Genomic DNA, 25,282 nt, shown 5'->3' on the forward strand with positions numbered 1-25,282 from the left:
CCACTTTTTGCTTCGAATGTCCGGCAATCACTCCGCCGCTTTGACCGCGCCGGGATTGTTCGGGTGGGTCGTCCAGTTGGCATAGTCTCCGACCTCGCGGCCGGTGCGCGGGTCGATGGCGCCCTTTTCCATCTGGACCATGGTGATGCAATCCTCCACCGGGCAGACATTGACGCAGAGGTTGCAGGCCACGCATTCCTCGTCCTTGACGGTGAAGACGCGGTCCTCGGACATGGCGATGGCCTGGTGCGAGGTGTCCTCGCAGGCGGCGTAGCAGCGACCGCACTGGATGCAGGCATCCTGGTCGATCTTGGCCTTGGTCACGTATTCGAGGTTCAGGTACTGCCAGTCGGTGACATTTGGCACGGCCTTGCCGACGAAATCGGAGGTCGAGGTGTAGCCCTTCTCGTCCATCCACTGCGACAGGCCCGAGATCATCTCCTGCACGACCTTGAAGCCGTAGGTCATTGCGGCGGTGCAGACCTGCACGTTGCCGCAGCCCAGCACCATGAATTCTGCCGCGTCGCGCCAGGTGGTGACCCCGCCGATGCCGCTGATCGGCAGGCCCTGGGTTTCCGGATTGCGCGCGATTTCCGACACCATCGACAGCGCGATCGGCTTGACCGCCGGGCCGCAATAGCCGCCGTGGGACCCCTTGCCGTCAATCGTCGGCTCGGGCGCCATCAGGTCAAGATCCACATGGGTGATCGAGTTGATCGTATTGATCAGCGACACCGCGTCGGCCCCACCCAGCTTGGCCGCCGTGGCGGGTTTGCGGATGTCGGTGATGTTCGGGGTCAGCTTCACGATGACCGGCTTGGAATAGTATTTCTTGCACCATTCCGTGACCATCTGGATGTATTCCGGCACCTGCCCCACGGCCGAACCCATGCCGCGTTCGGACATGCCATGAGGGCAGCCGAAGTTCAGCTCGATCCCGTCGGCGCCGGTTTCCTCGACCAACGGCAGGATTTTCTTCCAGCTTTCTTCCTCGCACGGGACCATGATCGATGCGATCAGCGCGTGGTCGGGATAGTCCTTTTTGACCCGCGTCATCTCTTCGAGGTTGCGATAGAGATCACGGTCGGTGATCAGTTCGATATTGTTAAGGCCCAGAAGACGACGATCCGCCCCCCAGATCGCGCCGTAACGGGGGCCGTTCACGTTGACGACCGGCGGGCCTTCTTCGCCCAGGGTCTTCCAGACGACACCGCCCCAACCGGCCTCGTAGGCGCGGCGGACGTTGTATTCCTTGTCGGTCGGCGGCGCCGAGGCCAGCCAGAAGGGATTGGGGGATTTGATACCCAGGAAGTCGCTCGTCAGGTCTGCCATGGTCACTCTCCCATCAGCGTGGCGTGAATGTCTTCGGCGGCATCGCGGCCCTCGGCCACGGCCGTCACGGTCAGGTCGTCCCCGCCCGAGGCGCAATCGCCCCCGGCCCAGACGCCGTCCAGCCCGGTGCGGCCCGCCTCTTCGACAGCGATCTTGCCACCGGTCAGGGTCAGCCCCTCCGGCGCGCCGGTCAGGCTTTGGCCGATGGCGCGGAAACACTGGTCGGCCTTGATGCGGAAGGTTTCGCCGGTTCCGGTCAGCCGGCCGCCTTCATCGGTGGTGTATTCGAACTCCACCTCGGCGACGGCGCCGTTGCCATGCAGGGCGACGGGCTGGACATTGGTGAGGATCGTGACGCCCTTCGAAGTCGCGAGCTCCCGCTCATATTCCGAGGCCGCCATGCGGTCCGCGCCGCGGCGATAGGCGATGGTCACCCGTTCGGCCCCCAGCAACTTGGACTGAACCGCGGCGTCCACGGCGGTCATGCCGCCGCCGATCACGACGACATCGCGCCCCACGGGCAGCGCGGCCAGATCACCGGCCTGGCGCAGATCGGCGATGAAGTCGACCGCATCGACCGCGTTCGTCTTGTCATCGCCCGGCAGGCCAAGCGCGTTGACCCCGGCCAGCCCCATCCCGAGGAAGACCGCGTCATATTCGGCCTTCAGCTGGTCCAGCGACAGGTCGGCGCCAAGCGCCTTTCCCGTCTCTATCCGGATGCCGCCGATGCGCAGCAGCCAGTCGACCTCGGCCTGGGCGAAATCGTTCGTGCTCTTGTAGCTGGCAATGCCGTATTCGTTCAGACCGCCGGGCTTGGCCTTGGCATCGAAGACGACGACGTCATGACCCTTCATTGCCAGCCGGTGCGCGCAGGACAGACCCGCAGGCCCTGCCCCGACAACCGCGACCGTCTTGCCCGTCGGGGCGGCGCGGTCGAAGGGATGGGTGTTGGAGGCCATCAATGTGTCGGTGGCGTAGCGCTGGAGGCGACCGATCTCGACCGGCTTGCCCTCGGCCACTTCGCGCACGCAGACTTCTTCGCAGAGCGTTTCGGTCGGGCAGACCCGGGCGCACATGCCGCCAAGGATGTTCTGTTCCAGGATCGTCTTCGCGGCGGCCTCGGGCGTGCCGGTGGCGATCTGGCGAATGAACAGCGGAATGTCGATCGAGGTCGGACAGGCCGTCATGCAGGGCGCATCATGGCAGAAGTAACAGCGATCTGCGGCGACATGCGCTTCGTGCGGGGCAAGGGGCGGATGCAGGTCCGAAAAGTTCTGGGCCAGCGTCTCTTTCGGCAGCCGATCCGGGGCGATGCCATCGGTGCGGGGAGAATTGCTCATCGGGGTCTCCGGCGGTTTCTGTCCCCTTCAGCCTGACACAGGTCGTTTTTTTATCAAACGGTAAAATTTGTTCCGGGCGGTCGCTGCAGGGCTGGAAGCACAAAAACCGTGCAGCGGCAGCAGACCTCATATAGCCGACGAAAAAACTCGGAAAATAGAGCTCGCGGTTGAAATAAAGAGGCCGGAGGGTCATTCCGATCTCTCCGGCCATCTATTTCAGAAATATCGTTTTCCAGAGAAAACAATATTAATGATTATTGATATCGCCCGCTTTGACGTTAACTGACGTCACAATTGCATGACGCCAATTGACGACACATGCGATCAAGCTTTGACGATCAGCATGTCCTCGGGTTTGGTTCCGGCAGCGAGCGCTTCCTTGAACCAATCCGGCTGGCGGCCACGGCCGCTCCAGGTCGTTTCCGGATTTTCAGGATGGCGGTATTTCGGCGGATTGACTTTGCGGCCTTTAGCGGCAGCACCTGTCAGATCGCTGAGGTTGAAGCCCAGTTCGGCCGCTTTCGCTTCCAATTCAGCCAGCGCGGCTTTTTTCTTGCGATCTTCAAAAGACTTGATGGCTGCATCCACATCTTTGCGAAGTTTCTTCAGCTCATCGAGGGACATCGTGTCCAGTTCAATTGCACTCATTTTTCTCTTCCACTTTTTGAGTTCAGCTCGTTTTGCCCCTTGGCGAGGCGACAGCCCTCCCAATAGCGATCCAATAGACATTTAATTCGGACAAGCGCAATGGCTAGTTTGTGTCGCCTATTCTTTCGGATAATACTTGCTCAATCTGCCATACCAATAAAACACCCGGTCCATAGACCGGGTGGGCAAGTTTGCCTATCTGAAAATGAAACTGACGTTATCGTCAGCTATCGGGACTGCCCTTGGCCGGAACAAGCAGGCTAACCACATTCTCAATCATCCGGATGCCGCAATCCTGTCCCAGGGACATGATCGACTCCGGATGGAATTGAACCGCGGCAATCGGCAACTCGGAATGCTCGACCCCCATCGGGATCCCGTCCGCAGTCTGAGCAGATATGCCAAGAGCCGTCGGAACGGTTTCGGGCTTCGCATAGAGCGAATGGTAACGCCCGATCGTCACCTGTTCGGGCAGACCCGCAAAGACCCGAGAGGAATCGTTCACCGCCACGCGGGAGGGTTTCCCGTGCATCGGGATATCCAGCTGGGCCAATTCCGCCCCGAAATATTCCGCAATCGCCTGCATCCCGAGGCACACGCCGAAGATCGGCAATTGACGCTGCATCGCCTTGTCGATCGTGGCATGGCAATCAAAGTCCTTCGGATTGCCGGGCCCCGGTGACAGGACAACCAGATCGGGCGCGAAATCGTCAAAGACCGCGTCGTCCACCGGTGTCCGCGTCGTCAGAACCTCGGCCCCGGTCTGGCGGAAGTAATTGGCAAGCGTGTGCACGAAACTGTCTTCGTGATCGACCAGAAGGACCCGGCGCCCCTGCCCCCTGGGCACGCGCCAGCCATCGCCCCCCCCGGCATTGGACGGCACGTCGCCGCGGATGGCGGCGCGCATGGCCGAGGCCTTCAACTCCGTCTCGGCCTCTTCCTCGTCCGGGTCGCTGTCGTAGAGCAGCGTGGCACCGGCGCGCACCTCGGCCACGCCATCCTTGATCCGGATCGTGCGCAGGGTCAGGCCGGTGTTCATGTCGCCATCGAAGCCCATGGCGCCAACAGCCCCTCCGTACCAGAAGCGCGTTGATTTCTCGTGCTTTTCGATGAACCGCATCGCCCAGAGCTTGGGCGCGCCGGTCACCGTCACCGCCCAGGCGTGGGACAGGAAGGCATCGAAGGCGTCCATGCCGGGGCGCAGCCGCCCCTCAATATGATCGACAGTATGGATCAGGCGCGAATACATCTCGATCTGGCGGCGGCCGATGACGCGGACAGAGCCGGGATCGCAGACCCGGCTCTTGTCGTTGCGGTCGACATCGGAACACATCGTCAGTTCGCTTTCATCCTTCTCGGATTGCAGCAGCTTGAGGATTTGTTCGCTGTCCTCGATCGCGTCGGCGCCGCGCTTGATCGTGCCGGAGATCGGGCATGTCTCGACCCGGCGGCCGGTCACGCGCACGAACATTTCGGGGGATGCGCCGACCAGGTATTCGCGGTCGCCCAGATTCATGATGAACCCGAACGGCGCGGGGTTGATCCGCTTCAGCCGTTTGAAGATCTCGGACGGGCTGTCCTTGCAAGGCTCATAGAACACCTGGCCCGGCACCACTTCGAACAGGTCGCCTCGGACAAAGCTCTTTTTCGCCTCGCGGACCAATTCGGCATATTCGCCCGGCTGGTGATCGCCGCGCGGCACATCCTGCGGGCCGCGCTCGAATGGCACGATATCGCCGCCGCCCTCGACGCCTTCGGTGCTGATCTGGCCGTCGGAGAATTCATAGCGATACCGGAAGGCCGAGGTCGAATAATGGTCGGCCACAAGGATGTCATCGGCAAGAAACAGAACCAGGTCGCGCTGATCCGCAGGACGTTTCAAGTGGAATTCGATCGGTTCAAATTGAAAGGCGAGGTCATAGCCGAATGCGCCATACAATCCGAGGTGATGATCTTCACCGCTCTTCAATTGTCCGACAATCGCGCGCAAAACGGAAAAGACCGACGGCGCACGCGACCGTTCTTCTTCGTTGTAAACCCGGTCCGGCGTTCTGATCGTCAAGTCAAAACCGCTATCGGTGTCATTGAAGGCGGCCAGTTCCGACAGGTCCGCAATGGCCGGGCGAATGAGTTTCAGAATGATCTGGCCACGGGCATTCAACGCCGTGATCTTCATCGCGCGACCACGGGATTCGATCATCACCGGCGGTTCGGCAAAGCCAAATTCCCAGCGGGTATAGCGCCCGGGATATTCGTAGTTCGAGGTGAAGAGCGCGCCGCGGCGGCTGTCCAATTGTTCGGCCAGCCGGTCGCTGTCGCTATGATAGTCGGCGGGAATTTCGCGGCGGGTGATCGTCACACCGCCTTCGGTCTGGTAAGTCAGATCGGTCATATCGGTTCTCGTGTCGGATACGGCAGGCTCAATGGCCGCCGAATTGCAAGGTCAAGGAGGTCAGCTGCGATTGACGCCGCGCCATCGCCCTCCGATCTGATTGCCTTGCCAAAGAATGCCGGTCATGGCGGTTCCTCACTCCAACGCAAGTGACGTAGCAAGGGGGTCGGCCATTGTAAACCGCCCTTTGCAATGGCGCTTTCGCACTCGACCCGCCCAGACGGTATGCCTAGGCTGGCCGCGATCCAATGACGAGGTTTTCAATGACGCTGCCCCCCCTTCCCGATCGCCCGCTGAATATCTGTGTTTATGGCGCCGGCGCAATTGGCGGCGTGATTGCCGCCCACCTGGCCAAGGCCTCCGGAACCGGTGATGTGGGCCAGGTCAGCGTGATCGCACGGGGCCCGCATCTGGCCGCGATCCAGGCCGACGGGCTGCGCCTGCGGAAACCGGATGGCGAGATCGAGGTGATCGAGGTGGCCGCGACCGACGATCCCGCCACCCTGCCGGAACAGGACGTCGTCATCACCGCGCTGAAGGGTCATCAGATCCCGCCGCTGGCGAAACCGCTGGCCGCGTTGCTGGCCCCGCATGGTCGCATCCTGCCGGTCGTGAACGGCGTGCCATGGTGGTACCCGATCCCCGATGGCCAGGGCGGGCAGAAGGGCACCGAGGAGGTCGATCCGGGCGGTGCGCTGTGGCGCGAGATCGGGCCGGAACGGGCCATCGGCTCCATCGCCTATCTGGGCGCCTCCAATCCCGAACCGGGGCTGATTTCCTACGATATCGAAGGCTATCTGGACCTTGGCCGCCTGCCCGGCCAGGACCGCAGCGACGTCGCCCGGATGGCCGAATTGCTGCGCGCCACCGGTTGGATGATCCGCGAAACCGAGCCGTTCCAGGATGCGCTCTGGACCAAGATGATGTCGAATTGCGCGCTGAATTCCGTCGCGGCGATCACACGAACTGCGAATGCCAAGAACCTGAAATCCCAGCCGATCTACGATTTCACCGCCGCGATCATGGAAGAGGTCCGCGCCATTGCGGCGGCCGAGGGCGCCGAGATCAAGATGACCACGGAAAAGCGGCTGGAGCTGGCACAGCGCAACGCGTTCAAGCCCTCGACCCTACAGGATCTGGAAAAGGGCCGCCCGATGGAGATCGAACCGATCTTTGCCGCCGCCGTCGCCGTCGGCAAGGCACGCGACGTGCCCTGCCCGTCGCTGGAACTCGCGACCGAGATCCTGCGCGCCGTCGAACGCAGCCGCGACCTCTAGTCCTCTTACGACAGACAGAAAAACGGCCCGGTCTGATCCAGACCGGGCCGTTTTCGTTGCAGGTTTGACCGCTGGCTCAGGCCAGCGCCTCGTCGCAGCGTCCGCAGGTGCCTTCGTGGCTGTGGGTGCCGACATCGGGCAGGATCTTCCAGCAGCGCTGGCACTTCTCGCCCTCCGCCTTTTCGAAGACCACGGCGATGCCCGGCACTTCGGGCAGGCGGTAGGCCTCGGCCGGGGCCGGGTCGCCGGTCAGCTGGATGTCGGAGGTGATGCAGACATCCTCGAAGGCCACGGCCTTGAGCGCCTCCAGCATCACCGCATCCTCGACATGCACGATCGGCGCGGCCTCCAGCGAGGCACCGATGACCTTCTCGGTCCGCTGCACTTCCAGCGCCGCCGTCACGACCCGCCGCGCCTGGCGTACCTTGGCCCATTTCGCGGCCAGGGCGTCGTTCTTCCACTCCGCAGGCGTTTCCGGGAAATCGACCAGGTGGACCGAGGATCCCTCGCCCGGGAAGCGCTCCAGCCAGACCTCTTCCATGGTGAAGGTCAGGATCGGGGCCAGCCAGGTGGTCAGGCGGTGGAACAGCAGGTCCAGCACCGTCCGGGCCGACCGCGCACGCAGGGTTTCCCCGTCGCAATAGAGCGCGTCCTTGCGGATGTCGAAATAGAAGGCCGACAGCTCCACCGTGGCGAAGTTGAAGACCGCCTGGAACATCGCCTGGAAGTCGAAGCCGCGATAGCCCTGCTGCACGGTCTCGTCCAGTTGGGCAAGGCGATGCAGCACCCAGCGTTCCAGTTCAGGCATGTCCTCGGGGGCGACGCGGTCTTCCTCGCGGAAATCACCAAGCGAGCCCAGCATGAACCGCAGCGTGTTGCGCAGGCGGCGATAGCTGTCGGCGACCCCTTTCAGGATCTCCGGCCCGATCCGCTGGTCGGCGGAGTAATCGGCCTGCGCCACCCAGAGCCGCAGGATATCGGCACCGTATTGCTTGACCACCTGTTCCGGCACGATGGTATTGCCGAGCGATTTGGACATCTTGTTGCCCTTCTCGTCCAGCGTGAAGCCATGCGTGACCACGTTGCGATAGGGCGCGCGCCCCTTCGTCCCGCAGGCCTGCAGCATCGAGGAATGGAACCACCCGCGATGCTGGTCGGTGCCTTCGAGATAGACATCGGCGATCCCGTCGGGTGCCCCGTCCGCGCGGTCGCGCAGCACGAAGGCATGGGTGGAGCCTGAATCGAACCACACGTCGAGGATGTCGAAGACCTGCTCATAGGCCTCGGGGTCCGCATCGTTGCCCAGGAACCGTTCCTTCGCGCCGTCCTTGTACCAGGCATCCGCGCCCTCGGCCTCGAAGGCCTCGGCGATGCGGGCGTTGACGGCCTCGTTGCGCAGCAGGAAGTCGTCATCGGTCGGCAGCGCGCCCTTCTTGACGAAGCAGGTCAGCGGCACGCCCCAGGCGCGCTGCCGTGACAGCACCCAGTCAGGACGGGATTCGATCATCGAATACAGGCGGTTGCGACCCGTCTGGGGATGCCACTTCACCAGCTTGTCGATGCTGGTCAGCGCGCGTTCGCGGATCGTGGTGCCATAGGTGTCGTCGCCGCCCACGGGCTTGTCGATGGCAGCGAACCATTGCGGCGTGTTGCGGAAGATCACCGGCGCCTTGGACCGCCAGCTGTGCGGATAGCTGTGGGTGACACGCCCGCGCGCCAGCAGGCCGCCGACCTCGACCAGCTTGTCGATGACCGCCGTGTTGGCCTTGCCTTCCTTGCCCTTGTGGTCGAACACCCGCAGCCCCGCGAAGAAGGGCACGTGGTCCAGGAATTCCGATTCCTCGCCCACGTTGTGGGTCATCCGGTCCAGCCAGTTGCGCTTGAGGAAGCATTCGTAGTCGTCGGCACCATGGCTCGGCGCGGTATGGACGAACCCCGTCCCCGCATCGTCGGTCACGTGGTCGCCGTCGATCATCGGCACTTCGTAATCCCAGAAGCCATCCGCACCCTCGGCCCCGGCCAGCGGATGCCGCATGACCAGACCATGCAATTCGTTCGTGGATACATCGCGCAAACGCTGCCACATTCCCGCCTCCAGACGGGCTTTGGACAAAACGTCTTCAGCTAGCGCATCCGCTAGCAAGTACCGATCGCCGATCTGAGCCCAACACTCCTCGGGTGTGCCGGTTACCTCGTAGAGGCCGTACGCAACTTTCGGGTTGTAGGCCACAGCTTTATTCGAGGGAATTGTCCAAGGAGTCGTTGTCCAGATCACGGCCTTTGCATTCAGCAGATCAGTGTGATCCTTAACGTCGCCCCGTTGATACTCTACGGACCTCACCACCTCGAACGGCACCCAGATCGTATGCGACTTGTGATCGTGGTATTCGATCTCGGCCTCGGCCAGCGCAGTCTTTTCGACTGCGGACCACATCACGGGCTTGGACCCCTGGTAGAGCGAGCCGTTCATCAGGAACTTCATGAATTCCTCGGCGATGACGCGCTCGGCGTGGAAATCCATGGTCAGGTACGGGTCGGCCCAGTTGCCGGTCACGCCCAGACGCTTGAACTCGGACCGCTGCACGTCGATCCAGCTGTCGGCAAAGGCGCGGCATTCCTGGCGGAAATCGACGACCGGCACCTCGTCCTTGTTCTTGCCCTTGGCGCGGTACTGTTCCTCGATCTTCCATTCGATCGGCAGGCCGTGGCAATCCCAGCCCGGGACATAGCGCGCGTCATGGCCCATCATCTGGTGCGAGCGCACGATCATGTCCTTGAGGATCTTGTTCAGCGCGTGGCCGATATGGAGGTTCCCGTTCGCATAAGGAGGGCCGTCATGCAGGATGAAGGGCTCGCGGCCTTCCTTTTCCCGCAGGCGATCGTAGACCCCGATCTCCTCCCACCGTTGCAGCCATTCGGGCTCCCGCTTGGGCAGGCCCGCGCGCATCGGGAAATCGGTCTTGGGAAGGTTCAGGGTGTCTTTGTAGTCAGGCGTGTCGGCGCACATTTCGAGTGGTCCGTTCTTTCATGTCATCAGGTCTGGGAAAGGGGCGGCGCGGTATCCCATACGCCTTGTCCCGGCGGCTCAGGTCTCAGAGCGCCGGGCATGTAATTCGAATGACGATCACATGGCTCCACAACATGAGCCGCCTTATAGGCCTGCCCGCCCCGAGGGTAAACCCGTGAAAGCTTTGGGCGCAGGGACAGAGACCTTTGCAGGGTTTCCGGTCAGCCCTTGTCGCCGAAGAGCCCGGTCAACGCCCGGCGCAGGATCACCGTCACGCGGGGCCTGCGGCCTTCGCCGAAGGGCATGGGGCGGCAGACCTCCATCGCGGCCACCCCGACCCGCGCGGTCAGCGCGCCGTTCACCACGCCCTCGCCGAAACGGCGCGACAGGCGGGCCAGAACATTGCCCCCCAACACAGTGCCCACCACGTCATCGCCCACGGCCACGGCCCCGGTCGCGACAAGGTGTGTCATCACCGCACGCGTCAGGCGCAGCGATCCCAGCGTGCCAGACCGGCCGCCGTAGATCTCTGCAATCCGCCGGATCATCCGCACGTTCGACGTCAGCGCGGCGGCCACATCCGCCAGCGCCAGTGGCACTAGGGCTGTCACCGTCGCCACCTGGCGCGAGGCCGCCTCGACCTCACGCAGGGCGGCCTGATCCAGCGGGTCAAGCAACTCCGCCTCGGCCAGCGACAGCAGCCCGGAAGCATCGAACTGATCGCCCCGCTTGTCGGCGAAGCGTTCGTGATGCCATTTCAGCTCGGCCCGCTGGGCATAGAGCCCGTCCAGCCGATCCGCGAAATCGCGCGCCTTGGACAGGTCATCCAGCGATGCGGCCTCCTCCGCCAGGGTGAACAGCTTGTCCATCCGCGACAGGCGGGAAAACGCGGCGATTTCCTTGACCACGATGGCCAGCGCCACCGCGATGAACAGCGCCAGCAGTGCCGCAACCGCGTAGCCTAGCCAGGGGGTCTGTGCGATCAGGCCGGTGACGAAGTTCCACGCCGCGGCCGAGACGACGACCCCCAGCAGGCTGAGAAGCAACCCCCAGAACCACCGCGCCAGACGCGACGGGCGCCGCGCGGCCAGGGTCGCGGCCATCTGCATCGCCTGTCCGCGGGGCTCCTCGCCCATCGGGCCGACCGCGTCAGGGACCGGGGGCACGTCACCGGGGCCCGGCGCCTCTTCGTCGGCGTCGAGTTCGATCAATACCGGGCCGCGCCGGCGGGGTTCTTCGTCTTCGCTCATCCTGCAGCCTCCGCTGTCCAGACATATCGCATGTCCGGCAGGTTCTCTTCGTTGCGGGTCCCGTCGGTGCGTTCCGTCTCGACGAAGCCCAGATGCTCGTAGAACCGCCGCGCCCGGGTGTTGGCCACGAAGGTCCATAGCTCCAACCGCCTGCAATCGGCCTGTGCGGTCTCGATCAGGCGGCGCCCGATGCCGTAGCCGCGCATCTCCCGCGCCACGTAGAGCGCATGAATGAAATCATCCTCGCGCGCCATGAAGCCACGCACCCGCCCGTCATCGGCCACGGTGACCCAGCCCAGGTCGATCATGCGGCCCATATGGTCGATATCCTCGGCCCGGCTGTGCAGCACCGGCATCCAGTCGTGTTCACGCATCGCGTCGCCCAGGATCTCTCCGGTGCGCCCGGCATCCAGCGGCTGCGCCGGCCGGATGGTCAGCACGCTCACAACTTGTCCCCGATCAGGAACTGCGCGGCACGATCCAGCCGGATATGCGGTGGCCCCTCGCCGGGCTTCAGGCGCAGCTGCGCCGGGGCAAAGTTCATCAGGTCGTATTCCCCGTCCAGCCAGGTGTCCTGCCCCGCCATCGCGGGGTTGAGCAGGCGGTTGGGATCCTCGGGCAATTCGCCGGGATACATGGCGGCCATACGGCCCCGGTTGCCATCGGCGTCCAGCAACGTGCCCCGCACGCAATCCAGCGGCTGGCCCTCGTGCTGCAACGTTTCCTCGACCGTGGCGCGCAACGCAGCGATGGACATGGCCTGCGTGTTCGCCCCGGCAAAGCGCGCCCGGTCCACCGCGTCGCGCAGCATTGCCTCCATGATCGCGGTCAGGCGGCCATGCTGGGAATGATGCAGGTGGTCGGCCTTGGTGGCGGCGAACAGGATTTTCTCCACCCGCTTGCCGCGCAGCAGCCGCGACAGAAACGCGTTCTGGCCGGGGCGGAAGGCCGACAGGATGCCAGCCATGGCGCGGCGCTGTTCCTCGACCGCCATCGGCCCCTTGTGGATCGCGCCAAGCGCGTCGACCAGTACGACCTGCCGGTCGATGCGCGAGAAATGATCGCGGAAGAACGGCTTCACCACCCGATCGCGATAGGCGTCATAGCGCCGCTCCATCTCGCGGTAGAGGCCACGGCGCGAGGGTCGATCCTCCTGCATCAGGGGCACGAAGGACAGGACCGGGGACCCCTTCATCTCGCCCGGCAGCAGGAAACGGCCCGGGGTGATGTCCGAATGCCCCGCATCGCGGGCGCGGACAAGGTAACGGCGGTAGAGGCGGGTCAGCTCCTGCACCTCCGTCTCGGTCCAGTCGGCCTTCTCGTAGGCCTTTTCGACCTCAGCAAGGAAACCCTGCGCCATGGGCCGCTTGCTGGCCCAGGACAGGACATCGCCCGCCCAATCGGCATAGCTCTTGTCGAGCAGGGCAAGGTCCATCAGCCATTCGCCGGGATAGTCGACGATATCGAGGTGAATGACCCGCGGCCCCTGGAACCCACCCAGAAACCCGTCGGGGCGCACCCGCAGGGACAGGCGCAGTTCGGAAATCGCGCTGGTACTGTCGGGCCAGTGCGGCGTCGCGGCGGTCAGGGCAGCGAGGTGACGTTCGTAGTCAAAGCGCGGCACGGTGTCGTCAGGCTGAGGCTGAAGGAAGGCGGTCTGAATGCGGCCATCGGCCTGCGCCACCAGCCCGTGCAACCGCCCGCGATCCATCAGGTTGGCCACCAGAGACGTGATGAAGACCGTCTTGCCGGCCCGCGCCAGCCCGGTGACGCCCAGCCGGATGACCGGTTCGAAAAACGTCTCCGACACGCTCTCGCCCACGGCTTCGACCTGCCGTGCGAGGCCCTCGGCCATCCTGCCAATCACCACGTCCGCAGCCCCTTCCGTTCTGGCCTCGTCTGCCTCATCCGTTTCAAGATAGGCCGCGTCCCGCGCCGACACCACCCCGGCCCGTCATGTTCCCGGAAATCCTGCACCTTTCCTGCAGCGGCCCCTGCCCTGTCCATCCACCACTGGACCCGCCCGCAGTGCTGGGCTAAAGCCGCGCCCATGCCCCGCTATGCCCTTCAGGTCGAATATCATGGCGCGCCCTTTGCCGGATGGCAGCGCCAGGCCGATCAGCCCTCTGTCCAGGGCGCGATCGAGGCAGCGCTGGCGCGGCTGGAGCCCGGCCCCCACACCATTGCCGCCGCAGGACGCACCGATGCGGGTGTGCATGCGACCGGCCAGGTCGCGCACTGCGATCTGACGAAGGACTGGGACCCGTTCCGCCTGTCCGAGGCGCTGAACCACCACCTGAAACCCGACCCCGTCGCGATCCGCAACTGCGCCCGGGTCGAGGACGATTGGCATGCGCGGTTTTCGGCGGTCGAACGGCGCTACCTGTTCCGGCTGCTGATGCGCCGCGCTCCCGCCACGCACGAAGCCGGGCTGGTCTGGCAGATCAACCACCGGCTGGACGCCGACCTGTTGCGGCAAGGCGCGGCACACCTGGTCGGGCACCACGATTTCACCACCTTCCGGTCGACCATCTGCCAGGCCAAGTCGCCGGTGAAGACGCTGGACGAGATCCGGATCGAGGAGGTCGAAACGCTTTCCGGCCCCGAGATCCATTTCCACCTGCGCGCCCGGTCCTTCCTGCACAACCAGGTCCGGTCGATCGTCGGCACGCTGGAACGGGTCGGCGCGGGCAGCTGGCCGCCCGCCCGTGTCGCCGAGGCGCTTGACGCGAAAGACCGCGCCGCATGTGGCCCGGTCTGCCCGCCGCAGGGGCTCTACCTGACAGGCGTGGGCTATCCCGACGATCCCTTCGCCGCGGGCTGATTTCGGCACCGAACCCTGCCTTTCGCACCGATTTCAGGGCAAAACGGGCAAACATTGATCTTTTCGGCCACCCGAGCGGCCATTCAGCGTCCCTGCGCGACACATGCGAACAGGACGATATTCCAGCCCGAAACAGGCGCTTGGACAATCGGTCCTTTGTCGCCATGACGCGCCCGGTGGTCGGCCCTGACGCTTTTCTTGGCGCCGCTCAGGGGCCATATAGGGGGCATGACCGACTCGCTGACACTTCCCGCTGGCCCGATGGGCGAATGGCCCGAGCTTCTGCCCGGTTGGGTCTGGCTGTGCGGCGCGGGTCCCGGCGATCCGGGCCTGCTGACGATCCACGCGCTGAACGCGCTGCGCCAGGCCGACGTGGTGATCTACGATGCGCTGGTGCAGGAGGCGATCCTCGACTGGGCGCCCCAGGCCGAACATGTCTACGCGGGCAAGCGCGGCGGCAAGCCGTCGGCCAAGCAGCGGGACATCTCCCTCCGCCTCGTCGATCTGGCCAAGGCTGGCAAGCGGGTGCTGCGTCTGAAGGGCGGTGATCCGTTCGTCTTCGGACGTGGCGGCGAAGAGGCCCAGACCCTGATCCAGCATGGCGTTCCTGTACGGATCATCCCCGGCATCAGCGCGGGTATCGGGGGCCTGGCCTATGCGGGCATCCCTGTGACGCATCGCGACGTGAACCAATCCGTCACCTTCATCACCGGCCATGACCAGACCGGAGAGGCGACCGCCTCGCTCAACTGGAAGGCCATTGCCGAAGGCGCGCAGGTCCTCGTGATCTACATGGGCATGAAACATGCCGAACATATCGCCAATGCCCTGCTCGATGCGGGCCGTCCGGCGGATGAACCCGCCGCCGTCGTCAGTTCGGCCACCACGCCCGACCAACAGGTGCTCGAGACGACGTTGGGCCGCCTGGCCGGCGATATCGCCGCCTCGGGGCTGGAGCCGCCGGCGATCCTGTGCATCGGTCGATCCGTCCTGATGCGGCAGGTTCTGGACTGGCAGGCCCTGATGAACGGCGAAACGCCCCGCGATCTCGACCCGTTGGGCCGTGGCCTCCCGGCCGAGGTCTCGTGAAGGGGCTGATCCTCGCCGCGCCGTCCTCTGGCGCGGGCAAGACGACGATCACCCTGGCGCTCCTGCGATGGCTCAGCCGCAATGGTCTCGCGGTCCGGGCGGCGAAATCCGGTCCCGACTACATCGACCCGAAATTCCACGAAGCCGCCTGCGGGCAGACCTGCCTGAACCTCGACGCCTGGGCGATGTCGCCCGACCGGTTGCGGATGCTGGCCGGCGGTGAGGTGCCACTGATCATCGAGGGCGCCATGGGCCTTTTCGACGGTGCCCCGCCCAACGGGCGCGGCGCGGTGGCAGACCTGGCGCGGCTTCTGGACCTGCCGGTCGTCCTGATCGTCGATGCGGGCCGAATGGCGCAATCCGTTGCCCCGCTGGTCGCCGGCTTCGCGGGCCATGACCCGCAGGTCCGCGTGGCCGGTATCATCCTGAACAACGTGGGCTCGGCCCGGCATGCAGGGATGCTACGCCATGCGCTGGAGCCGCTGGGCCTGCCGGTGCTGGCCGTGATGCCAAGAGCGCCGGACCTCACCATGCCCTCGCGCCACCTTGGGCTGGTTCAGGCCGGGGAACGCAGCGATCTGGACCTCTTCCTCGACCATGCCGCCGACCGCCTTGCCGCTGGCGTCGACGGGGACATCCCGCCCGGACTGGACCGCATTCTCGACCTCGCAGCCCCACTGCCCGACGCATCGGATGGCCCGAGCCTGCCGCCCCCCGCGCAGCGGATCGCACTGGCCCGGGACGAGGCGTTTGCCTTCTCCTACCCCCATATGCTGGCCGACTGGCACGCACAGGGGGCCGAGATCCTGCCCTTCTCTCCCCTCGCCGACGATCGGGTCCCCGAGGCCGATTTCGTCTTCCTGCCCGGCGGCTATCCGGAGCTTCACGCCCCCCGCATCGCCGCCGCCTCCCGCTTCCTAGATACCCTGCGCAGCCATGCGCAGTCCCGGCCCGTCTACGGCGAATGCGGGGGATACATGGTGCTGGGTGAGTCGCTGACCGATGCTGACGGCACCTCCCATGCAATGGCGGGTCTGCTGCAATTGGCCACATCCTTCGAAAAACGCCGCCTGCATCTGGGCTATCGCCGCCTCACGGCTCAGGCCGGCCCGTTTTCCGGCCCGCATATGGCGCATGAATTCCATTACGCGACAACGCTTTATGCCCACGGGACACCACTCTTCGAAGCCTGGGACGCAACCGATACGGCCCTGCCCCCGATGGGCCTGCGCAAGGGTCATGTCGCCGGGTCCTTCGCCCATGTGATCGACCGGGCCTGATCGCGCCGTCTTGCCCTTCCCCGACCGTGGGTCTACGGATTTCACATGACTGAATCCGAATACATCCCCGACGACAGCCGCGCCCGCCGCAACGTGTTTGTGCTGGTCCTTGCCCAGGCCATTCTGGGTGCGCAGATGCCGATGATCTTTACCATTGGCGGGCTGGCGGGCCAGTCGCTGGCCTCCAATATCTGCTTCGCGACGCTGCCGATCTCGATGATCGTGCTGGGCTCGATGCTGTCGGCCACGCCGCTGTCCTGGGTAATGCAGACCTATGGTCGCCGCGCCGGGTTCTTCCTGGGCGCGACCGGGGGCACGATCGGCGGCATTGTCGGGGCCTACGGGCTGTACACGGCGTCCTTCCCGATCTTCCTGCTCGGCTCGCTCTTCACCGGGCTCTACATGTCGGCGCACGGATTCTACCGCTTTGCCGCGGCGGACACCGCGTCAGACGACTTCCGGCCCAAGGCGATTTCCTACGTCATGGCCGGCGGACTGGCCTCGGCGATCATCGGGCCGCAGGTGGTCAAGGTGACGGCGGATGCGATGGTGATCCCCTTTCTGGGCACCTATATCGCCGTGATCTCGGTCAACGTGATCGGGTCTCTGCTGTTCCTCTTCCTCGACATCCCGCGCCCGCCTCGCCCGGCCGAGGACGCGCCGCGCGGCCGCAGCCGCCTTCAATTGCTGGCCACGCCGCGCATCGCCGTGGCGGTGATCTGCGCCATGGTGTCCTACGCGCTGATGAACCTGGTGATGACCTCGACCCCGCTGGCCGTGGTCGGCTGCGGTTTCGACAAGGGCAACGCGGCAGATGTGGTGACATCGCACGTCCTGGCCATGTTCGTGCCCAGCTTCTTCACCGGTCACCTGATAAACAGGTTCGGCGTCGAAAAGATCGTTGGCGCAGGCATCGTGATCCTCGCAGGCGCCGGGGCCGTGGCCCTCCAAGGCGTTGATCTTGAAAATTTCTTCATCGCGCTGGTCCTGCTGGGCGTGGGCTGGAACTTTGGCTTCATCGGCGCGACCACGATGCTGGCCGGCGCCCATGAACCGCATGAGCGAGGCCGAATGCAGGGTCTGAACGACCTGATCGTCTTTGGCGGCGTGACTGTCGCCTCGCTGGCCTCGGGCGGGTTGATGAACTGCTCTGGCGGGGATGCCCAGGCGGGTTGGACGGCCGTGAACCTGGCGATGGCACCCTTCCTGATGCTGGCCGGTGGCGCGCTGATCTGGCTGGTTTTCCGTCCCAAGGAAGAGGCCGCAGCCTGATCTGATCTACCAGAGCCGCCCTGTCATGGCCGTCAGGGTCAATGGCAGGCGGCTTCCCAGCTCTCCTCCGCCAAGCGCGCCGTCCCGCACCTTCTGCGGATCGCGCGCGGCCTGGCGCAGCACCTTGCCCGCCCCGGCCATCGGATAGAAGGCCGCCCGCGCCTGTTTCGGAACCTGTGACCAGTCGCGACGCATGGATTTCAGGTCGTCCAGCGCATGGGTCGCCAGCGTCCGGATCGCGTCGTCACCGGTATCCGACAGGGGGCGACGACCCGCCGCCTCCAGCGCCGGAAGCGCCTGAAACCAATTGGCCAGCCCAAGAGCCCTGCCGGCCCGTTCGGCCAGCGCCTCGCCACCACCAAGGGCGCGCGCAGCCACGGCGATCAGACCCCCGGCGGTTGCGTCCAGATAGGCCCAAAGCGCTGAATCATCAGGAAAAACCGACGGCTCCACGTCCCATTCCCGTGCCTCGACCAACACGTCAAGCTGCCGCGCATCCTTGTCCGAGATGACTGTGGCCAACGGGGTGACGACCTCGTGCCGGCGGACGAAACCGCCGGCCTCGATCTCGGCCAGCGCATCGCGCCACCATTGCAGCCGCATCCGGGCGATCATCGGTTCCTGCGTGACCCAGGGGGCGCGGGCGACCTCGAGGTTGAAGGCATAAAGCGGAAACAGCACCCGGCGCGCCGCCAGCGGGGCCGCCATCGTGGCGCGGAACCGGCCCGGATCCCCGCGTTCGACCAGAGCCGCACAGGCCGAGAAATCGTCGCGTTCATCCATCGGTAAGCATCGCCTTGATGGCATTGATCGCCTGCGGGGAGCTGACCACGTCGAGGTGGCTTTTCCCCTCGACCAACAGGTACTTACCCCTGTCCGTATGCTCCGCGAAGGTGGGCACGAAAGCATCGGCGACAAAGGCCTCGTCCTCGGTCCCGACGACCAGCAGGAAGGGTGGCAAGGCGGCGATATCAGACCCCCAGTCCCGGCGCGGCGCAAAGCTCTGGTTCAGGCGCCAAGAATAGGCGGTGGTCGCGCGGTGGCCTTCGGGGCCGTTCAGCACCTCGTCCGGCATGGCAAACTGAATGGCGGTCAGGTGGTCCAGCGCATGGATGCGGGCGGCGTTGAGCATCGACAGGCCGATGATGCGCCGGGTCAGCGGGCGGGCCCAGCCCCCGGAATTGGGACGGGTCGTCGGCGCGTCATATTGCACGAACGGCGCCAGCAAGATCGCCTCGTCGATCATCTTGCCATAATTGCCACCGGCAAAGCGGATGACAAGCCCCCCGCCCGAGGAATGGCCGGCCATCACAACCCTTTGATCCGGCTTGGCAAAAGCGGCGATCAGGTCGGCCAGGTCATCCTCGAACTGGCCGATATAGTCGACATCGCCCCGCCGGCCCGGCCGGGCGCCATGTCCTCGCAGATCGGGGGCGATGACCTCGGCCACCTCCGCCAGTTCGGGCGTGATCGCGTCGAACTGCCCGCCATCCCAGCCCGAGCCATGGACCAGCACGAGAAGCGGTGCGCCCTCCGGTCCCGGCAGATAACGGACCTGCGCGGCAAAGCCGTCGCGCAGCGGAACCGACAGCAACGGCAACGGGTCTGCTGTGCCTGCGACCAGCCGAGTGAAGTCCAGCCCGCCCTCGGTATCCGACAGATCTGTCGGGCGTTGCGATGCGATCAGGCCAAGCGCGATCCCGAATGGGATCGCCAGAGAAATGACTGCGATGCCAATGACTTTCAGGATCATCTTCATCCTACTCGGCGGGCGCCTTGGCCGCGCGGGTTTCGCGCAGAAGTTTCCAGTTGATCGCGTCCAGCAGCGCCTCGAACGAGGCGTCGACTATGTTGGGCGACACGCCCACGGTGGACCAGCGGCGACCCGCCCCGTCCTCGCTGTCGATGATGACGCGGGTGACGGCCTCGGTCCCGCCCTGGGTGATGCGCACCTTGAAGTCGACCAGCCGCATGTCGGCGATGGCCTCCTGGTACTGGCCGAGGTCCTTGGCCAGAGCCGTCGACAGCGCGTTGACGGGGCCGCGATCGCTGCCCGCCTCGTCCAGGCTTTCGGAGACGGAGAGCCGTTTCTCGCCATCCACCTTCACCACGACGACCGCCTCGGACAGGCTTACCATCTTGTTATACTTGTTCTTTCTGCGTTCCACCGTGACGCGGTAGCGCTTGACCTCGAAAAACTCGGGCATGTCGCCGAGCACCTGGCGGGCCAGCACCTCGAACGAGGCCTGGGCGCTGTCATAGGTGTAGCCGCGCGCCTCGCGTTCCTTGACCTCGTCCAGCATCCGCGCCAGCGCCGGATCGCCCTGCTCCACCCGAATGCCCGCATCGGCCAGGCGGCGGCGCAGGTTGGATTGCCCGGCCTGGTTGGACATCGGGATGACCCGTTCATTGCCCACCAACGCAGGGTCGATATGTTCGTAAGTCGTTGGATCCTTTAGGATTGCCGAGGCATGCAGTCCCGCCTTATGCGCGAAGGCAGAGGCCCCGACAAAGGGGGCCTGCTTGGTCGGCACACGGTTCAGGATATCGTCAAGCTGGCGCGACACCTGGGTCAGGGCGGTCAGGGCTTCGGGGGTGACGCCGATATCGTAGCGGCTGCGATAGGGCTCCTTGAGCATCAGCGTCGGGATCAGGGTGACGAGGTTGGCATTGCCGCAACGTTCGCCCAGCCCATTGAGCGTGCCCTGGATCTGCCGCGCCCCCGCATCAACGGCGGCCAGCGATCCGGCCACGGCGTTGGCCGTGTCGTTATGTGTATGAATTCCAAGGATTTCACCGGCGATCCCGGCCTCGATCACCTCAGTCACGATGCGAAAGATCTCGGTCGGGAGGGTGCCGCCATTGGTGTCACACAGCACGATCCAGCGGGCACCGGCCTGTTGCGCGGCCTTCAGGCAGCGCAGGGCATAGTCGGGATTGGCCTTGTAACCGTCGAAGAAATGTTCGGCGTCGAAGATGGCTTCTCTTTTGTTTTCAACAAGATGCGAGAGCGAGGCCTGGATGTTTTCGACATTGTCGTCCAGCCCGATGCCAAGCGCGGTGGTGACGTGGAAATCATGCGTCTTGCCGACAAGGCAGACGGTGCCGGTGCCGGCATTGACCACGGCCGCCAGAACATCGTCGTTCGCGGCGGAGCGTCCGGCCCGCTTGGTCATCCCGAAGGCAGTCATTTTCGCTTTGGTCTCAGGGGCTTCGGCGAAGAAGGCGCTGTCGGTCGGGTTGGCGCCGGGCCAGCCGCCCTCAATGTAATCGACGCCCAGACGGTCGAGCATTTCGGTGATCTGGAGCTTTTCGGGGGTGGAGAATTGCACCCCCTGGGTCTGCTGTCCGTCACGCAGGGTGGTGTCGTAGAGGTAGAGGCGTTCGCGGGTCATTTCGCCCTCCCTGAGCCGCTCAAAACGGCATCGGTATCGCGTCGGTATGACGTCGGTATTGCGTCGGTGCATCCGGACGGGGCCGCAACGATTTGGTCATGCCGGGCCGGATGCGGTTGGGTGGAGGCGGATTGCAGGTCGGAACCACGGTGAAAGCGGCGCGTGCGCCCTGCCCCCATGTCCAGCCCGGCGGCACCGCCGGGCAGCGCCCGACCGCTCCCCCGGGCGGGCGCTTTCACGCCCCCAAGCGGCCGGTCGCTGCCCTTTGTGCTTGCGGCGGCGCTCACGACAGCCCCTCCAGCTTGGCCGGATCGAAATCCGGGCCGGGGATCAGCTCGACCCCCGCCTTGGACATGCGGACCTCGACCCCCGCGGCAACGAGGGCCTGTTTCAGCGTATCGACGCGGGAGAAATCCTTGGTCTCCATCGCCTCGGCCCGGGCAGAAATCAAAGTGTCTTCCCAATCGCCCAAATCGAACGTCTCGGTGACTTGTCCCTCAAGCGCTTCCGCGAGTTCGGACCACGTGTAAAACCCGAGAAAAACAAGGTCCCGAGCAAGTTGACTTCCGTCGGTCGACCTTGCGGCCGCATCGAGGCCGGTCAGGGCCAATGGCGTATTCAGATCCGAGGCCAGCGCGTCGACAATTGCCTTCATTGGCGAGAGGGTCTTTGCATGTTCCAAATCGCCAAACTGGCGAATGAGTTCAATGTACTTCTGTAACTTGAGCTCAGCGTTCACCCGCTTCTCTTCGGTCCAGTCCATCGGCTTGCGATAATGGGTGCCCATGAACACGAAGCGGATCACCTCGCCCGGCACACCCTGATCCAGCAGGTCGCGCACGGTGAAGAAATTGCCCAGGGACTTGGACATCTTCTTGCCCTCGACCTGCAGCATCTCGTTGTGCAGCCAGAAGTTCGCCATACGGTCGGTGTGATTGGCGCAGCAGCTTTGAGCGATTTCGTTTTCGTGGTGCGGGAACATCAAGTCGTTTCCGCCGCCATGAATATCAAAAACATCGCCTAACAAGGCTTTCGACATCGCTGAGCACTCGATATGCCACCCTGGACGGCCGCGACCCCAAGGGCTGTCCCAGCCCGGCAAGTCGTCGGTCGAGGGCTTCCACAACACGAAGTCCATCGGGTTCTTTTTGTAGTTCGCCACCTCGACCCGGGCGCCCGCGATCATGTCCTCAACTGAGCGGCCCGACAGGTTCCCGTATTCTTCGAAGCTTTCGACGTCGAACAATGCATGCACCGGCTCAACGAAATTGCGACGGTCGTTGAATGAGCGTGCATCAAAGTACACTGTTGCAGCATTGTCTTGGTTGTGTCGTCTGGGATCAGGCTCCGGGTACGCGTGCTTATCTAGAATAAGTTGCTCGATCATCGCGATCATCTGGCCGATGTATTCCGTCGCGCGGGGTTCGTGATCGGGGCGCAGGGTGCCGAGCGCGTCCATGTCCTCGTGGTACCAGCGGATCGTCTCTTCCGTGCGCTCCGCGATCAGCTCTTCCAGCGTCCCGGGGGCGCCGGCCTCTTTGCGCTGAAGGGCGGTGGCGTTGATCTTGTCGTCGACGTCGGTGAAGTTGCGCACGTAGGTGACCTTGCCCCACCCGTTTTCCTTCGCGACATGGCGCAGCAGCCGGTTGAGCACGTCGAAGACCACGACGGGGCGCGCATTGCCCAGATGCGCCCGGTCATAAACCGTGGGCCCGCAGACATACATCCGCACGTTTTCGGGGTCGATCGGGGTGAAGACCTCTTTCTTGCGGGTCTTCGAATTCGTCAGTCTGATCTCGACCATGGCGGTTCCTCGCGGTCTTTCCGCGGGCGGCTTAGCAAGATCGTCAGGATTTGGAAACGAAGAAGCGGCCCGCAGAGATGTCTCAGCAGGTGATAATGCAGCAGATAATGATGCCGTGCGTCTTCATGGGGATTGCATAGCGCGGCGCGGGGGCGGTGCCAAGGGGTCTTTGTTGGGGCCCTACATCCAGCCGGTCGAGACGACCTTGGCCCAATCCTCGCGTCCGTGAGCGCTGGCCTGGGCGGCGGCGGCGTCCCAGTCATAGGGGATCTGGCGGTGATCGACCCGCCAGCCCGCCCCCTGCCGCGCGATCACCGCGTAGCTGGCCAGCGGTGTGCCGGTCTGCATGATATGAGCCGGGGCGCGGTCATCGGAATAGCCCGGACACCCGACAGAGCCCGGATTGACCAGCAGCCGCCCGTCGGCCAAGCGGATGGTCCGCGGCACATGGGTGTGGCCGTAGAGGATCAGGCTTTCGCTGATCCTGTCGGCAAGCGGCGCGATATGGTCCAGCGGCGCCAGGCGGAGCGTGCCGTCGGCCACGATCTCTGTCCAGTAGAGGTCATCCTGATCGGGCGTGGCATGGCAGAGATAGACATCCTCCAGCCGGGCCTCGGTCGGCAGGGTGCGGATCCAGTCGAAGGCGGCCTGCGGCAACAGGGTATGGGTCAGGCGGTCGGTGTCCCACATCTCCTCGGGGGCGTAGTCGACAAGGGCGCGGTCATGGTTGCCGCGCACGGTCAGCAGGTTGAGCGGTTCCAGCTGGTCCCAGACGCCCGACGGGTCCATCGGGCCCGAAAACACATCACCCAGATTGACGATCCGGGTGATCCCGGCAGCGCGGATATCGGCCAGGGCGGCCTCCAGCGCGAGGGCGTTTCCATGGATATCGGCGAGGACGGCAAAGGGTGTGTCGGTCATGGCGGCATCTGAGCGGGCTTTACGGGCGGCGGCAAGCCTTGCCGTGCGGGAAGGGCCATGTCACGCTGCCGGAATGGACCGCGATGCCGTCAAAACGATCTGCGAGGTGCTGCCCGGGGCCGAGGTGTCGGACCCGTTCGGTGGCGGCCATGACGTGTGGAAGGTCGGCGGCAAGATCTTTGCCATCGTCGGTGCGATGGACCAGGGGGTCAGCGTGAAGACGGCGGATGTCGATTTCGCCGCCATGATGATCGAGGCGGGCGATGCGATAAAGGCGCCCTACCTGCATCGCAGCTGGGTGCTGCTGCCCTGGTCCGCGCCCGATGCGCTGATCCGTGACCGGATCGAGATTTCCTATGACATCATCCGCGGCGGGCTGACGAAAAAGGCCCGGGCCGCGCTGCCGCCGCGAGGCTGAACGGCGCAGGGTTTCAGCCCGGCCCGACACGATGGTTCGGTTCGCGCCGAAGCGGGGCAGTTTGCGCTTGCCCTCGCCTGCCCTGCGGTCAATCCTGCGCCTGACTAGCCACCAGGAGGTCCCCATGCACGATCCCGGCCCCGCTTTCCGCGCCCTTCACACACCCGGCGATCCCTTCGTTCTGGCCAATGCCTGGGATATCGGATCGGCCCGTGTCCTGGCCGCGCTCGGGGCGCAGGCGCTGGCGACCTCCTCGGCGGCACATGCCTTCACGCTGGGCCTGCCGGACGGATCGGTGACACGCGACCAGGCGCTGTCCCACGCCGCCGATATCGTCGCGGCGACGCCCCTGCCCGTCTCGGGCGATTTCGAGGACGGGTTCGGCGGGGACCCGGATCACGTGGCCGAAACCGTGCGGCTGGCCTGCGAGGCCGGGCTGGCCGGGATCTCGATCGAGGACAACCCGTCCACGGGCGGCACCTATGATCGCGAGATGGCGATCGAGCGGATCAAGGCCGCGACCGCCGCCGCCCGCGCCCTGCCCCGCGATTTCGTTCTGGTGGCCCGCGCCGACGGCATCCTGAACGGGTATTACGATATCGAAGAGGCCATGGCCCGCCTGACCGCCTTCGACGCGGCCGGCGCCGATTGCCTTTACGCGCCGATCCCCAAGAGCTTTGACGACCTCGCCCGGATCTGCGCGGCCACCGACAAGCCGGTCAACGCGCTGGTTGCCGGCCAATATGCCAGCTACACGCGCGAGGATTTCGCCCGCATCGGGGTTGCGCGGCTGTCGCTCGGCTCGGGCCTGGCGCGGGCGGTGCAGCGCCGGATGATCGACGCCTTCCAGGAGATCGTCGAGGATGGCAGCTTTGCCATGCTGAAAAAGACCGTTTCGGGCGATGACGTGGACGAGATGCTGCGCCGCTACATGGCGTGACGCGCCCGTGGTTGGCCGCGCTCAGGGGCTCTGCCCCTGGCGCCCAAAGCTGCGCTTTGGGCGCTACCCCGGAGTATTTTTCGCAAGATGAAG

At 64.8% G+C, this 25,282-nt stretch carries 20 protein-coding genes; 7 read left to right on the top strand and 13 right to left on the bottom strand.

Annotated elements, in window-relative coordinates:
- Positions 1–27: 27 nt before the first annotated feature.
- The 4 genes from preA to ATO9_RS08745 all read right to left on the bottom strand — a co-directional run bounded on the left by preA (position 28) and on the right by ATO9_RS08745 (position 5,712).
- Positions 28–1,332, bottom strand: a complete 1,305-nt coding sequence (preA, locus tag ATO9_RS08730; protein WP_043747578.1) for an NAD-dependent dihydropyrimidine dehydrogenase subunit PreA — start codon at positions 1,330–1,332, stop codon at positions 28–30.
- Positions 1,333–1,334: 2 nt separating this feature from the next.
- Positions 1,335–2,672 carry an NAD(P)-dependent oxidoreductase gene (locus ATO9_RS08735; RefSeq protein ID WP_043747579.1) on the bottom strand — a complete coding sequence of 446 codons (1,338 nt, stop codon included), beginning with the start codon at positions 2,670–2,672 and terminating at the stop codon, positions 1,335–1,337.
- A 324-nt stretch (positions 2,673–2,996) separates the two neighbouring features.
- A complete protein-coding gene (locus tag ATO9_RS08740; protein WP_043747580.1) occupies positions 2,997–3,320 on the bottom strand; it encodes an H-NS histone family protein in 324 nt (107 codons plus the stop codon).
- A 223-nt stretch (positions 3,321–3,543) separates the two neighbouring features.
- Positions 3,544–5,712 carry an anthranilate synthase component I gene (locus ATO9_RS08745; RefSeq protein WP_043747581.1) on the bottom strand — a complete coding sequence of 723 codons (2,169 nt, stop codon included), beginning with the start codon at positions 5,710–5,712 and terminating at the stop codon, positions 3,544–3,546.
- 263 nt (positions 5,713–5,975) lie between these two features.
- Here ATO9_RS08745 and ATO9_RS08750 point away from each other — a divergent pair, with 263 nt between their 5' ends.
- The gene (locus tag ATO9_RS08750; protein ID WP_043747582.1) at positions 5,976–6,989 is read left to right on the top strand and encodes a ketopantoate reductase family protein; all 1,014 of its coding nucleotides are present in this window, start codon (positions 5,976–5,978) and stop codon (positions 6,987–6,989) included.
- 76 nt (positions 6,990–7,065) lie between these two features.
- On the opposite strand, the gene ileS is transcribed toward ATO9_RS08750, so the two are convergent.
- From ileS to ATO9_RS08770, 4 genes are all read right to left on the bottom strand, one after another.
- Entirely contained in the window at positions 7,066–9,996 is a 2,931-nt protein-coding gene (gene ileS, locus ATO9_RS08755) for an isoleucine--tRNA ligase (protein ID WP_043747583.1), read from the bottom strand.
- A gap of 221 nt (positions 9,997–10,217) precedes the next feature.
- The gene (locus ATO9_RS08760) at positions 10,218–11,246 is read right to left on the bottom strand and encodes a YcjF family protein (protein WP_043747584.1); all 1,029 of its coding nucleotides are present in this window, start codon (positions 11,244–11,246) and stop codon (positions 10,218–10,220) included.
- Positions 11,243–11,692 (bottom strand): GNAT family N-acetyltransferase, encoded by a 450-nt coding sequence (locus tag ATO9_RS08765; RefSeq protein WP_043747585.1) that lies wholly within the window; start codon positions 11,690–11,692, stop codon positions 11,243–11,245. Before ATO9_RS08765 ends, ATO9_RS08760 begins: the two co-directional genes overlap by 4 nt.
- Positions 11,689–13,116: a YcjX family GTP-binding protein gene (locus ATO9_RS08770; RefSeq protein WP_043748553.1), complete on the bottom strand. Its 1,428-nt coding sequence runs from the start codon at positions 13,114–13,116 to the stop codon at positions 11,689–11,691. Before ATO9_RS08770 ends, ATO9_RS08765 begins: the two co-directional genes overlap by 4 nt.
- Before the next feature lie 180 nt (positions 13,117–13,296).
- On the opposite strand from ATO9_RS08770, the gene truA reads away from it, so the two are divergent.
- The 4 genes from truA to ATO9_RS08790 all read left to right on the top strand — a co-directional run bounded on the left by truA (position 13,297) and on the right by ATO9_RS08790 (position 17,711).
- On the top strand, positions 13,297–14,070 hold the full coding sequence (gene truA, locus ATO9_RS08775) for a tRNA pseudouridine(38-40) synthase TruA (RefSeq protein ID WP_043747586.1): 774 nt from the start codon (positions 13,297–13,299) through the stop codon (positions 14,068–14,070).
- Between the two features lie 228 nt (positions 14,071–14,298).
- Entirely contained in the window at positions 14,299–15,159 is an 861-nt protein-coding gene (cobA, locus tag ATO9_RS08780) for a uroporphyrinogen-III C-methyltransferase (protein WP_043747587.1), read from the top strand.
- Positions 15,156–16,439, top strand: coding sequence for a cobyrinic acid a,c-diamide synthase CobB (locus tag ATO9_RS08785; RefSeq protein WP_043747588.1), 1,284 nt, complete (start codon positions 15,156–15,158; stop codon positions 16,437–16,439). The genes cobA and ATO9_RS08785 overlap by 4 nt, the downstream gene beginning before the upstream one ends.
- 45 nt (positions 16,440–16,484) lie before the next feature.
- The gene (locus tag ATO9_RS08790) at positions 16,485–17,711 is read left to right on the top strand and encodes an MFS transporter (protein WP_043747589.1); all 1,227 of its coding nucleotides are present in this window, start codon (positions 16,485–16,487) and stop codon (positions 17,709–17,711) included.
- 6 nt (positions 17,712–17,717) lie between these two features.
- Here the strand turns inward: ATO9_RS08790 and ATO9_RS08795 are convergent, their stop codons facing one another.
- The 5 genes from ATO9_RS08795 to ATO9_RS08820 form a co-directional block, all read right to left on the bottom strand.
- A complete protein-coding gene (locus tag ATO9_RS08795; protein WP_043747590.1) occupies positions 17,718–18,494 on the bottom strand; it encodes a squalene/phytoene synthase family protein in 777 nt (258 codons plus the stop codon).
- A complete protein-coding gene (locus tag ATO9_RS08800) occupies positions 18,487–19,464 on the bottom strand; it encodes an alpha/beta hydrolase (RefSeq protein ID WP_043748556.1) in 978 nt (325 codons plus the stop codon). Before ATO9_RS08800 ends, ATO9_RS08795 begins: the two co-directional genes overlap by 8 nt.
- Positions 19,465–19,471: 7 nt before the next feature.
- On the bottom strand, positions 19,472–21,106 hold the full coding sequence (gene cimA, locus ATO9_RS08805) for a citramalate synthase (protein WP_043747591.1): 1,635 nt from the start codon (positions 21,104–21,106) through the stop codon (positions 19,472–19,474).
- A 283-nt stretch (positions 21,107–21,389) separates the two neighbouring features.
- A complete protein-coding gene (gene cysS / locus ATO9_RS08815; protein ID WP_043747592.1) occupies positions 21,390–22,910 on the bottom strand; it encodes a cysteine--tRNA ligase in 1,521 nt (506 codons plus the stop codon).
- A 180-nt stretch (positions 22,911–23,090) separates the two neighbouring features.
- Entirely contained in the window at positions 23,091–23,831 is a 741-nt protein-coding gene (locus ATO9_RS08820; RefSeq protein WP_043747593.1) for a metallophosphoesterase family protein, read from the bottom strand.
- A 73-nt stretch (positions 23,832–23,904) separates the two neighbouring features.
- On the opposite strand from ATO9_RS08820, the gene ATO9_RS08825 reads away from it, so the two are divergent.
- Both ATO9_RS08825 and ATO9_RS08830 read left to right on the top strand, forming a co-directional pair.
- The gene (locus tag ATO9_RS08825) at positions 23,905–24,249 is read left to right on the top strand and encodes an MmcQ/YjbR family DNA-binding protein (protein ID WP_043747594.1); all 345 of its coding nucleotides are present in this window, start codon (positions 23,905–23,907) and stop codon (positions 24,247–24,249) included.
- Positions 24,250–24,373: 124 nt separating this feature from the next.
- On the top strand, positions 24,374–25,189 hold the full coding sequence (locus ATO9_RS08830) for an isocitrate lyase/PEP mutase family protein (protein ID WP_043747595.1): 816 nt from the start codon (positions 24,374–24,376) through the stop codon (positions 25,187–25,189).
- The last annotated feature ends 93 nt before the right edge of the window (positions 25,190–25,282 follow it).

Origin of the sequence: Pseudooceanicola atlanticus, from assembly GCF_000768315.1 — a bacterium.
GTDB classification, from domain to species: Bacteria; Pseudomonadota; Alphaproteobacteria; order Rhodobacterales; family Rhodobacteraceae; genus Pseudooceanicola; species Pseudooceanicola atlanticus.